This is a genomic window from Microbulbifer sp. CAU 1566, from assembly GCF_023156515.1.
Lineage (GTDB): Bacteria > Pseudomonadota > Gammaproteobacteria > Pseudomonadales > Cellvibrionaceae > Microbulbifer.
Genome location: NZ_JALNMG010000005.1, coordinates 248348 through 260672, shown reverse-complemented (window position 1 = coordinate 260672; position 12325 = coordinate 248348). Strand labels below are relative to the sequence as shown.

Annotated in this window: 9 protein-coding genes; 4 read left to right on the top strand and 5 right to left on the bottom strand. The window is 55.7% G+C overall.

All coding sequences use genetic code 11. From position 1 onward, the window contains the following. Window positions 1–25: 25 nt before the first annotated feature. Window positions 26–943 carry a LysR family transcriptional regulator gene (locus tag M0G74_RS13995; protein WP_248218422.1) on the bottom strand — a complete coding sequence of 306 codons (918 nt, stop codon included), beginning with the start codon at window positions 941–943 and terminating at the stop codon, window positions 26–28. A gap of 155 nt (window positions 944–1098) precedes the next feature. On the opposite strand from M0G74_RS13995, the gene metE reads away from it, so the two are divergent. After that, window positions 1099–3348: a 5-methyltetrahydropteroyltriglutamate--homocysteine S-methyltransferase gene (gene metE / locus M0G74_RS13990; protein WP_248218410.1), complete on the top strand. Its 2250-nt coding sequence runs from the start codon at window positions 1099–1101 to the stop codon at window positions 3346–3348. Between the two features lie 139 nt (window positions 3349–3487). On the opposite strand, the gene M0G74_RS13985 is transcribed toward metE, so the two are convergent. The 3 genes from M0G74_RS13985 to pepQ form a co-directional block, all read right to left on the bottom strand. Next, window positions 3488–4360, bottom strand: coding sequence for a hypothetical protein (locus tag M0G74_RS13985; RefSeq protein ID WP_248218401.1), 873 nt, complete (start codon window positions 4358–4360; stop codon window positions 3488–3490). Further along, window positions 4360–5628, bottom strand: coding sequence for a hypothetical protein (locus M0G74_RS13980; protein ID WP_248218395.1), 1269 nt, complete (start codon window positions 5626–5628; stop codon window positions 4360–4362). The genes M0G74_RS13985 and M0G74_RS13980 overlap by 1 nt, the downstream gene beginning before the upstream one ends. 189 nt (window positions 5629–5817) lie before the next feature. Continuing rightward, window positions 5818–7122 carry a Xaa-Pro dipeptidase gene (gene pepQ, locus M0G74_RS13975; RefSeq protein ID WP_248218393.1) on the bottom strand — a complete coding sequence of 435 codons (1305 nt, stop codon included), beginning with the start codon at window positions 7120–7122 and terminating at the stop codon, window positions 5818–5820. A 113-nt stretch (window positions 7123–7235) separates the two neighbouring features. Between pepQ and purU the strand changes: the two genes are divergently transcribed. The 3 genes from purU (at window position 7236) to M0G74_RS13960 (ending at window position 9350) form a co-directional block, all read left to right on the top strand. Further along, complete coding sequence (gene purU, locus M0G74_RS13970) at window positions 7236–8072, top strand: formyltetrahydrofolate deformylase (RefSeq protein ID WP_248218383.1); 837 nt, start codon at window positions 7236–7238, stop codon at window positions 8070–8072. A 17-nt stretch (window positions 8073–8089) separates the two neighbouring features. After that, the gene (locus M0G74_RS13965; protein WP_248218356.1) at window positions 8090–8494 is read left to right on the top strand and encodes a hypothetical protein; all 405 of its coding nucleotides are present in this window, start codon (window positions 8090–8092) and stop codon (window positions 8492–8494) included. A 121-nt stretch (window positions 8495–8615) separates the two neighbouring features. Next, a complete protein-coding gene (locus tag M0G74_RS13960) occupies window positions 8616–9350 on the top strand; it encodes an MHYT domain-containing protein (RefSeq protein ID WP_248218350.1) in 735 nt (244 codons plus the stop codon). A gap of 82 nt (window positions 9351–9432) precedes the next feature. Here the strand turns inward: M0G74_RS13960 and gcvP are convergent, their stop codons facing one another. Then, the gene (gene gcvP / locus M0G74_RS13955; RefSeq protein WP_248218348.1) at window positions 9433–12324 is read right to left on the bottom strand and encodes an aminomethyl-transferring glycine dehydrogenase; all 2892 of its coding nucleotides are present in this window, start codon (window positions 12322–12324) and stop codon (window positions 9433–9435) included. Window position 12325: the final 1 nt, after the last annotated feature.

The window sequence follows — 12325 nt, the reverse complement described above, 5'->3', positions numbered from 1 at the left end:
TGATCCGAGCCAAAAGAGTCGAACATCACGCGGTGCGGATACCATTCAGATTGGCGAAGCAGGTATCCCGCGCCGTGGTGAAAAAGTCCTGCAAAAAGGCCTGTTCCAGCATCTCTTCGCGCACTGCCGCGTAAAGGGTGCTCCACAGGCCTGTCTTTCCCAGTCGCAACTGGCTGACAAAACCCTTCTGTAAATATTCGTGCAGTGCCCAGTTTGGCAGTGCGCAGACACCGCGCCCACTCACCACCAGCTGTACCATCATCACCGTCAATTCTGCGGTGCGTACCGAGGCGGGTTCGATACCGGCCGGGTCCAGAAAATGCTGGAAAATATCCAGCCGCTCCCGTTCCACTGGATAGGTGATTTGCACTTCGCCTTCCAGGTCTTCCGGTGCTATCCACTTTTTTTCCGCCAGCGCGTGTTTGCGACTGACCGCAAGGCACATTTCGAAGCTGAACAGCGGCTCATAGTGAATGCCTTTCAGTGCATCATCCGGATTGCTGGTGACTACCAGATCCAGATCCCCGCGCACCAGCGCCGGCAGCGGGGCGAAATGAAAACCACTGGAGAGGTCCAGTTCCACTTCCGGCCAGTCATCCCGGTAGCTGTCGAGGGTGGGCATCAGCCACTGATAACAGCTGTGGCATTCAATCGCGATATTCAGCCTCCCAGCCTGGCCGGATGCCAAGCGCGCAATATCCCGCTGTGCCACCGCCACCCTCGGCAGTACATCATCCGCCAGTTGCAGCAGCCGCAAGCCGGCACTGGTGAATCGCAGCGGGCGGGACTTGCGTACAAACAGGGCCTGGTCGTGGCGGTCTTCCATCTCCCGGAACAGGTGGGAGAGCGCTGACTGGGTCAGGTGCAGGCGCTCGGCGGCGCGCACCATGCTGCCGGTTTCCCGCAGGATGCTCAGGGCGCGCAAATGTCGCAGTTCAATCATGTTGAGTTAAATGCATGTTTAGTTAAATTCATGTTATAGGCAAATAATATGAAATTGATTGAACATGAGTGCCGCGGCAGAATCAACCCCGAAATTTACAGATCTCGTGCCTTGTGTTGTCTGGGCACGGGGAAACTCTATTTGGGGAAAGGAAGATGTCTCAAACACATATTCTCGGCTACCCGCGCATTGGCGCGCAGCGCGAGTTGAAAAAGGCTCAGGAAGCATACTGGAAAGGTGAGATTGATCAGAAAGCACTGCTGGCGGTGGGTTCCCAGGTGCGTAGCCAAAACTGGCAGGCACAGCAGGGCGCGGGACTGGCACTGACTACCGTGGGCGATTTCGCCTGGTACGACCAGGTGCTAAATCACTCCCTGCTGTTTGGCGTAATCCCCGAGCGTTTCGCCCAGGGCGCCGCGGAAAACAAACTGGATCAGTACTTCCGCCTGGCCCGTGGCCGCGCGCCCTCCGGAGAACCGGTGGCGGCCAGTGCCATGACGAAATGGTTTGATACCAATTACCACTACATGGTGCCGGAATTCGCCGACGGCCAGACGTTTACCCTGGATGCCGATTGGCTGCTGGCGGAAGTACAGGAAGCCCAGCAACTGGGTCACAACGTAAAACCGGTCGTTATCGGCCCACTGACGTATTTGTGGCTCGGTCGTGGTGTGGAAAACGCCCTCGACCTGTTGCCGAAACTGCTGCCCTGTTACCAAGAGCTGCTGGTAAAACTGGCCGATGCCGCTGCCCAGTGGGTGCAAATCGATGAGCCGATTCTCGGCCTGGACCTGCCCGCCGAGTGGCGTGCTGCATTCGCGCCCGTTTACGAAACCTTGTCCAAAGCCAGCGGCAGTAAGTTACTGCTGGCGAGCTATTTCTCGCCGTTGCGGGAAAACCTGGAAACGGTTTTCAACTTACCCGTAGACGGTGTACATATCGACGCCGTGCGTGGACTGGAAGACCTGCAACCGGCACTGGCAGCACTGCAAGACAAGCAAGTATTGTCTGTGGGCGTGATCAACGGACGCAACGTATGGCGCACGGATCTGGCCCGTTGGCAGAAAACACTGCAGTCGGTGGCGGAAAAACTCGGCGACCGCCTGTGGCTTTCTGCCAGCTGTTCACTACTGCACAGCCCGGTGGACCTGGAAACCGAAACCAGGCTTGCCGACGCGGACAAACAAAAGCTGGCTTACAGTCGCCAGAAACTGGATGAGCTGAACATCCTACAGCAGGCATTGAAGCCGGGGGCGGAAGTACTGCCGGCCACCGCGAAAACCGAGAGCCGCAGCGAGGCTGAAGTGCGTGCAGAACTGGATAACACCTGGCGCGCCCAGAAATATCCACAGCGCGCGGAAGTTCAGCGCGAGCGTTGGCAACTGCCGGTACTGCCGACAACAACCATTGGCTCCTTCCCGCAGACCGATGTACTGCGCCAGGTACGCAAACAGTTCCGCAGCCATGAAATCTCCCAGCAGGATTACGATGCGCATTTGCGTGCAGAAATTGCCGAAGCCATCCGCCGCCAGGAAATCCTCGGTCTCGACGTACTGGTCCACGGCGAAGCCGAGCGCAATGACATGGTGGAATATTTCGGCGAGCAGCTGGATGGATTTATCCACACCGGCAACGGCTGGGTACAGAGCTACGGCTCCCGCTGTGTAAAACCGCCGATTATCGCCGGCGATATTTCCCGCCCCAATCCCATGACCGTGCAGTGGAGCGAGTACGCCCAGAGCCTGAGCAAAAAGCCGGTGAAAGGGATGCTCACCGGACCGGTGACCATTCTCAACTGGTCCTTTCCCCGTGAGGATATCCCCCGCGCGGTGAGCTGCCTACAGATTGCCAAGGCACTGCGGGACGAAGTGTTGGATCTGGAAGCCGCGGGTATCGGCATCATCCAGATCGATGAACCCGCCCTGCGTGAAGGTGTACCCCTGCGCGTATCCGGCCACGACGATTACTTTGCCTGGGCAGTGGGTTGCTTCCGTTACACCTGCAGCGAAGTACAGCCGGAAACCCAGATTCACACCCACATGTGCTACAGCAACTTCAATGCAATCATGGAGGCAATTGTCGCCCTGGATGCGGACGTCATCACCATCGAGTCTGCGCGCTCAGACCTGCGCTTGTTACAGGCCTTTTCTAAAGGGGAAGGGACTGGAGAAGGTGGCGGTTACCCGAATGAAATAGGTCCGGGCATTTATGACATTCACTCACCGAACGTGCCGGAGCGCCAGGAGCTTGTAAACCGCCTGTATCAACTGCTGCAGGTGATTCCGTTGGAAAAACTATGGGTGAACCCAGACTGCGGCTTGAAGACCCGCAACTGGGCGGAGGTGGGATCGGCGCTGTTGAATATGGTGGAAGCAACGAGAACCGTCAGATCCGAAGTGTCCTGATGCCTCGGTCGTTTCCTGACACCCCGTAAACGTAGGAGCCTGCGTTGCAGGCGAACCCCGGATCTCCGGACCGTTCGCCTGCAAGGCAGGCTCCTACGGGACCAAATCAAGTACGCCCAACCTATTATGTTTTAGAAAACTACCCCACCAGCGCCTTCCGCTGTTTCTCATTCAGTTCAACGATATTCAATCCTGTCTCGTCCACCGTTGCCGGCCATTTTAATGGCGGGAAATTTTTGCTGGCAGACAGGTCTGGGCAGGATTTTCGGACCTCATTTAGATCCTGCTCAAGTTCGGTCGAAGGAGTAAATTCAACGCTATTAATAATCTGATCAATTAGCTCATGTAGAGCTTTTGGGTTTATAGCAGTATCCCTTTTCTCAAAGCTTCCGCTTAGGTGCTGGTTGTAAGAAAAAGTGAAGATGATAATCCGGCCGCGTGATACGGGGATAAAGAGGTAAAAATGACGGTGGCGGTCGATTGAATTTTGAACGAGAAAGTATGCAGCCGGTACGGGCAGATTTTTAATCGACTTCCACTCTAATGGACCTGTATATCGAGCTTCGCCCTTGTCCCATTCGTTATGGCCGTACTCCGCGGTTAAGTAGCCAGAAATAGCAGTTTCAAGTGCCCTAGGGTGTAAAAAGTTAACATTTAGTGGAGGGGATTCTGGCGCAATGACCGATACAGCAAAGCTTGCGCTCGCTTTCTCGCCAGTAAACCAAGGGCCATAAAATGCGTATTTACGTAAAAAAAGAAGGCGTGATTTCCACGTTTTTGTCGGATCATTACCTGTTCGCAGGGATCCCAGTTCATCATTGAACCACCGGGGCGTGAATTGCTCCGATCCAGGTCGAAATATATGCAGTTGTTTTGGGGCTCTAAAACTAAGTTTGCTGCCCATTAGGTCAAAGGTGTACTTGTGTGCACGCTTGAAGCTGGGACCTTGTGGTGTGCAGGGCCCTTCGTGCTCTCTTAGTTCCAGCCGGTTGTACTTAATAAAGTCCAGCATCAAAATTCACTCTTAATCTTGTTGTGCAGGCGTGGAGACAAGTGTTCTGCAGCAGTATCAACCGTTTTCACCAACTTCATTGCTTCTTTAATGTAGGGCGCTGCTTTACTCACAGCATTCAAAAAAACACCTAGAGCAGGTACTGCTGTTGCGCCAGCTGCACCAACTGTACCCGCGATAACGCCGACATTTACCCCTGCATAACCTGCTACAGCTCCGGCGAATGTCACCCCGCCAGTGATCAATGCCCCCAATTGAACACTGTCACCGATAGTTCGACCTAGCCCATAACATTTCTCGTTAGCAATCCTGTTGATTGATGCCGATGGCTGGCCAAAAACACCGGCCAGATTAATTGGGGATATTTTACTCAAATTTCTGCCGATCTTTATGTCGATAGCACGAGCAGCATGCAGTATTGCTGTTTGAGAGGTTTTTGGCTCATAAAGAAATATGCTGTGATTTTCCAGTTTTATACCTTGGTCAGCTAGGATTCTCATTGCCTGTGTGAGTACGGCCGATCCTCCATATTCAGCTATCCACTTTACATCATCAGTTTTTCTCGCATGGTACATTGCTCGCGAAAGTAGCATAGCCGATTCATGTATATCTTTTTTTGCTTCTGGATTGCGGGCATCTTTAAAATTTCTTAAGCCGCCGATTTGTTTCTTGCCCGGGGTAAAGTGCAGGTCAAATTTAGTTTTTCGCAGCAATGTTTCGCCAGTTTGGGGGCTGTAGTGGCTAGATGCTACCTTTGGTGCAGCAGAACTGGCAGCACTGTTCGGGTTTTGATATCCCGAATTGCACACTGCAACGAGCCGGCCTTCTTTGGAAGAAATATTCCCTTTTTTACTTTTTTTAGTCTCCCACACTTCTTGCTGTGTGTAGCTCGCTTCATAAATCCCTGCCGTATCGCCTTTTTTCTGCAACTCCGCATATCCCGCATCCGCCTCAAAATAAACAATCTTGAACGCATCCTTGGATTGCTTCTCCACCGTCACCTTACACCCCGGCAGAATCATCACAAACTCCTCCTCTCCGCCACGGTGCACTGGACCTGGCTTGATAAAGATATTGTCCTGATGGAGGTGGCCAGAAGCGAGTTGATGGAGGGCGTTGACGGTGATCTGGGCCCAGTAGTTGCCTTGTTGGGCGAGGTTGCGGATTTCCTTGTACACGGGTTCCGCTTGCGGGGTGATGCTGACTTTTTTGCCGGCGGATTTCCCGGCAATAATCACATCTTGTTTGAGGCCTTTGTAGGAAAACATGATTCAACTCCCTTTGAATTCTGTTATGGGAGTGATCTTATAATCTTTGAAGCGGGCTGGCTATTTTTTGTGCGAAATTGGTACTTTTGTGCGTACCACTTGAATCTGGATGTTGCCCCTTACAAGGGGCTCCCTAACGGCGAATGTACCTCGGGGGAGCCACCTTGCAGTCAATATTGAGACATTTTCTCAGTAGCAGTCTCGCGTCATATTTTCCACGCGATCCGCATGCACAATGAGGTTGTCCTCGATCCGCACGCCGCCAAACGGGCGCAGCTTTTCCACCTTGTCCCAGTTCACTTCGTCGGCCAGTTGAGACTCTTTCAGGTCTGCCAGCAGGCTTTCAATGAAGTAGAGGCCCGGCTCGATGGTGAATACCTGGTTTTCCTCGATGGTGCGGGTGGTGCGCAGGAAAGGGTATTCGGATGGCGGAGGCGTTTTGCCGCCTTCCGGACCGGTTTGATGGCCGCCCACATCGTGTACCTGCAGACCCAGGAAGTGGCCGAGGCCGTGGGGCATGAAGGTGCCGGTGAGGCCGGATTCCACTGCGCTTTCCGGGGATGTTTTGATCACACCAAACTGTTGCAGTAGCTCGCCGATTTTGTGGTGGCAGGAGCGGTGCAGTTCCACGTAGGAGGCGCCCGGGGTCAGGCCGGCGACCAGCTCCTGTTCTTTCTCGTGCATGGCTGCGACAAGATCAGCGAATTCGCCGTCGCGGTAGGCATAGCTGCGGGTGATGTCCGCGGCGTAGCCATTGCAGTCAGCGCCGGCGTCGATCAGGAAGCTGCGACGCTCGCTCTCAGGCAGTTGCACTGTGGATAAATGGGTGTAGTGCAGGATTGCACCGTGCTCATTCAGGCCAACGATATTGCCGTAGGGCATCTGGTTTTCGCCCTGGCCGGCGGCTTTCATGTAGGCGAGATTGATTTCAAATTCACTGGCGCCCGCGCGGAAGGCGTCTTCCGCTGCTTTGTGTGCACGCACGGCGATGCGGTTGGCTTCGCGCAGACAGGCGAATTCGTAGGGGGTTTTGTAGGCGCGATCCCAGTGCAGGCGGTCGATCAGGTGCTGGGGATTGCGCTCGCCGATGTCCCAGCCTTCCAGCTTGGCGGTTTCACCGATAAAGGCCGCATTTTCACCGCTGAGGAAAATCTTGGCTTCATCTGGTTTTGACAGCAGCTCGATATCGTACTCGTCGCTCCAGAAGGTCTGCGGGGCAGGGGGTACGTAGTGCCAGAAATCCACCGGGCGGTAGAACAGCAGCTTGGGCTTCTGGCCGCGGCGGTAGATGACCCAGCTGTGGGGGTTGTCGGTGACTGGCACCAGGGCTTTGAACTGGGGGTTCACGCGGAACGGGTAATAGTTGTCGTCCAGAAACTGTACGGATGGCGCGCCGCTGAAGACGTTCAGGGTCTCGAAGCCGCACTGATCGAGGATCTCATCGTAGCGCTTGCGCAGGGTGGCCAGGTGTTCGCTGAAAAGTTGCTTGTCCATAAAGCCCCTAGGTGTAAAAGAGAAAAATTGGTCAATAATTGCCCTGCGTGGCAGGTACACGAATGCACATAGTGTATAGTCAGCGTTCTGAATAATTAGTCTGATTTTGGGCCATGGAAAAGAAGATACTGCTAACGGACTGCCCCGATGCCAAAGGGCTGATCGCGAAGATCACCAACATCTGCTACAAGCATCAGCTGAACATCACCAAGAACGACGAGTTCGTCGATCGCGCCCAGGGCCGCTTCTTTATGCGCACCGCCCTGGAGGGCAACTTCAACGATATCACCCTGCTGGAAGATCTGGATCTGGCACTGCCGGAAGGCGCCGAGCGCAAGCTGGTGGCCAGCGGGCGCAAGCGCTTGGTGCTGATGGTTACCCGGGAGGCGCATTGTCTCGGTGACATCCTGATGAAGTGCTATTCGGGGGCGATGGATGTGGAGATTGCCGCGGTGATTGGCAACCACAAAGACCTGCAGCCGCTGGTAGAGAAGTTTGATATTCCATTCCACTGGCTGCCTGCAGAGGGGCTGGAGCGGGTGCAGCACGAAGAGCAGGTCATGCAGCTGGTGGACAGCTATGCACCCGACTACCTGATTCTTGCCAAGTATATGCGCGTGCTTACACCGCAATTTGTGGCCCATTACAAAAAGCGCATCATCAATATTCACCACTCATTCCTGCCGGCGTTTATCGGTGCCAAGCCATACCAGCAGGCATTTGAGCGCGGAGTAAAAATCATCGGCGCGACGGCACACTTTGTTACCGACGACCTCGATGAAGGGCCAATCATCGAACAGGATGTGATTCATGTGGACCACGGCTATTCTGCCGAGTCCATGGCCAGCGCTGGGCGTGATGTGGAAAAGCAAGTGTTGAGTCGCGCGTTGCAGCTGGTACTGGAAGAGCGTGTATTTATTCACGGCAATCGCACGGTTGTTTTTAAATAATTTTGCCAGGGGGAAGAATGTCCAGACGCGTGTTATCGAATGCCTGTTTCACACCCTTAATCCTTTTATTGGCCGGTTGTGCCAGTGAACCCCTGGCACCGAATCCCGGATTAAAAGAGTCTTTCCATACGGAAATCTCCGCAAATGGTTCCAAGCGCTTTACCTATGCACTGGAAATGGCGGCTCCTTTGATGCGCGGTCCTTATACGGAAAGCCCCAGTATGCGCAGCGGTATGATTCGCCAGCAGGCGCCAGCTGGCGGTTCCGCCGGACGCGGAAACCGAATGGATTTTGACTATGCGATGGAGCTGAAACTGAAGGAATCCGGCTTCTGTCGCGATGGATATTTTGTAATTGACCGGGTCGTATCGCAGCTCGGTGGTGAAGTCCGAGGCGAGTGTCGTGATCCGGCCTCCCGCTAACCGGAAATAACTTTCTACTACTTATCCGTCTAATACTGATCCGTCATGATTCCACTTGCGTATAGTTCCCCAACTATAAATCTGCAGACCTGAGTCTGCAGATATCACCGGGGGATTTTAAATGCTTGATCAGTACAGCCTGCCGTTGGTAGCGCTTTCCTACGTAATCTCGGTTCTCGGATCTTTTGCGGCCTTGCAGCTGGTGACTGGTATCGCTGAGGCGGTAGTCAAAGCGGATCGCCGGCGCGCTATTGCTTTCGCTGGCTTGGCGATGGGTGGCGGTGCTATCTGGTCGATGCATTTTGTCGGCATGATGGCAATGAAATCCCATATGCCCATGTCTTACGACGTCATCAAGACGTTAATTTCCATCGTGATCGCTGTGGCCGCCTGTACCGGTGGCCTTGCTATTGTTGGTAGCGGGCGTTTTACCCTGGATAAGCTTCTTCCCACTTCCATCCTGATGGGCGCTGGCGTTGCCGGTATGCACTACATGGGTATGGAAGCGATGCTGATGCCCGCCAGTATTGAGTACAACCTCAATATTCTGATTATTTCCGTAGTGATCGCCGTTGCCGCTTCTTTTGCTGCTTTGTGGATGGCATTCCATTTACACGGCTTTTGGCAAAAGGTGGGTAGTGCTCTGATTATGGGGGTTGCGGTGTGTGGTATGCATTACACCGGAATGGCCGCAGCCAGTTACCGGCATACCGGGTTAATGCCGGATTCCGGGTTTGCCGGATCCCTGAGCGGCGATTATCTCGGTGTGACCACGATGATGATCAGTATTGCAATTATTGGACTGACCCTGCGGGTCAATCATTGGTACCGGAATCGCCCGCTCCTTCCTCAGTAAGGCATTCACTCATTTCTGGGGGAGTATGAGAAACAAAAAAGCCGGAGCAATGCTCCGGCTTTTTTATGGCTGAACCGAAATATCAGTCCATGTAGCTTTCAACCGGTGGGCAGGAGCAGATCAGGTTGCGGTCGCCGTAGACGTTGTCGATACGGTTGGACGCAGGCCACACCTTGTGGTGCTTCAGCCAAGCGGCTGGGCGACCGGCCACTTCGCGGCTGTAGGGGTGAGTCCAGTCGTCGGTCATGACGTCGTCCTGGGTGTGCGGCGCATTGTGCAGCGGGTTGTCTTCTGCGGTGTATTTACCGCTGGCAACGTCTTCTGCTTCCTGGCGAATGGTTGCCATGGCTTCCACAAAGCGATCCAGCTCTTCCTGAGCTTCGGATTCGGTCGGCTCGATCATCAGGGTGCCAGCTACCGGGAAGGACATGGTGGGCGCGTGGAAACCGAAGTCCATCAGGCGCTTGGCGATGTCTTCTTCGGTGATGCCACTGGCTTCCTTCAGCGGGCGCAGGTCGATCAGGCACTCGTGAGCGACGAAACCGTTGCTGCCCTTGTACAGCAGCGGGTAATGCTCGCTCAGCTTCTTGGCCACGTAGTTGGCGTTCAGGATCGCCGTCTCAGTCGCCAGCTTCATGCCGGTTTTACCCATCATGCGAATGTACATCCAGCTGATCGGCAGAATGCTCGCGGAGCCCCAGGGCGCAGCGGAGATGGTGCCGTTAACGGGATCGTTACCCGGAACCTCGGTAACCGGGTGGCCGGCCAGGTAAGGTTTCAGGTGTTCGCCAACAGCGATCGGGCCCATGCCGGGGCCGCCGCCACCGTGGGGGATACAGAAGGTCTTGTGCAGGTTCAGGTGGGATACGTCACCACCGAACTTGCCCGGCGCGGCCACGCCGATCAGGGCGTTCATGTTGGCGCCATCGATGTACACTTGGCCACCGGCGTTGTGGATAAGTTCGCAGATCTCGCGAATACCTTCCTCGAACACACCGTGGGTGGACGGGTAGGTGACCATCAACGCGGCAACGCGGTCGCCATGCTCTTCGATCTTGGCTTTCAGGTCGGTGATGTCGACGTTGCCCTTGTTGTCGCAGGCAACCACAACCACCTTCATGCTGACCATCATCGCAGAAGCGGGGTTGGTGCCGTGGGCAGAAGCCGGGATCAGGCAGATATCGCGCTGGGTTTCGCCCTTGGCTTCGAGGTATTTCTTGATCGCGACCAGGCCGGCGTATTCACCCTGGGAGCCGGCGTTTGGCTGCAGGCTCACGGCATCGTAGCCGGTACATTCCGCCAGCATGGCTTCCAGCTGGGTGAACATTTCGCGGTAGCCTTCGGCCTGGTCTGCCGGTGCAAACGGGTGCAGCTTGCCGAACTCTGGCCAGGTCACCGGGATCATCTCGGCGGTGGCGTTCAGCTTCATTGTGCAGGAACCCAGCGGAATCATGCTGTGGTTCAGCGCGATGTCCTTGGATTCCAGAGTCTTCAGGTAACGCAGCATCTCGGTTTCCGAGTGGTGCGTGTTGAATACCGGGTGGGTCATGAAGTCAGTGGTGCGTTGCAGGCTGGCCGGTACGCCGGCGGGGCCTTTGGCGACCAGCTCGCTATCAAGCTTGCCGAGGTCCAGGCCGTGTTCGCCATCGGCGAATACCGCCAGCAGCTCGGAAACGTCGGCCAGCTTGGTGGTTTCGTTCAGGCTCATGCCAAGCGCATCGCTGCCCACTTTACGCAGGTTGATTTCGGCGGCGATGGCGCGGTCAAAAATGGCGGACTGCTTGTCGCCAACGTTGACCGTCAGCGTGTCGAACCAGCTCTCATGGGTGAGTTCGAAGCCCAGCTGCTGCAGGCCAGCGGCGAGGATATCGGTCAGGCGCTGGATGCGCGCGGCGATGTTCTTCAGGCCTTCGGGGCCGTGGTAAATCGCGTAAAAGGCGCTCATTACGGCCAGCAGTACCTGGGAGGTACAGATGTTAGAGTTAGCCTTTTCGCGGCGAATGTGCTGTTCGCGGGTCTGCATCGCCATGCGCAGGGCACGCTTGCCCTTGCTGTCGACGGAAACACCGATGATTCGGCCGGGGGCGGAGCGCTTGTAGGCTTCGCGGAAAGCGAAGAAACCGGCGTGCGGGCCGCCGTAGCCCATGGGGATACCGAAGCGCTGGTTGCAGCCAACCACTACGTCTGCGCCCATGTCACCCGGTGCTTTCAGGGCAACCAGGCTCATCAGGTCCGCGGCTACGGTTACCAGAGCGTTGGCGTTGTGTACCTTGGCGATCAGGTCCGTGAGGTCGCGCACCACACCGGTGGAGCCCGGGTACTGGAACAGGGCACCGAACAGCTCTTCCGGCAGGTCGGTTTCCGAGTTGCCGACGAGAACGTCAAAACCGAAGTGCTCGGCGCGGGTTTTCACCACCGCGATGGTCTGCGGGTGGCAGTCGGCGTCCACGAAGAAGGTGTTGGATTTATTGCGCTTCACCTGGCGTTTACACATGGCCATGGCTTCGGCGGCGGCGGTGCCTTCGTCCAGCATGGAGGCGTTGGCCAGTTCCATGCCGGTGAGGTCCATGATCATCTGCTGGAAGTTCAGCAGGCCTTCAAGGCGACCCTGGGCGATTTCTGGCTGGTAGGGGGTGTAGGCGGTGTACCAGCCCGGGTTTTCCAGCACGTTACGCAGGATCACATTGGGGGTGATGGTGTCGTGGTAACCCATACCAATAAAGGTGCGGAAGATCTTGTTGCGGCTCGCCAGGGCTTTCAGTTCCGCCAGCGCTTCCTGTTCGTCCACCGCATCGGCCAGGTCCAGGTCATCGGACTTGCGGATGGCGGCGGGGACGGTCTTTTCAATCAGTTCGTCCAGGGTGGCGACACCGAGGGTGTCGAGCATGGCCTGGGTCTGCGCGGCATCCGGGCCAATGTGGCGGCGGATAAAGGCATCGTGCTGTTCCAACTGCTTGAGGGAAGGCTGGGTCATG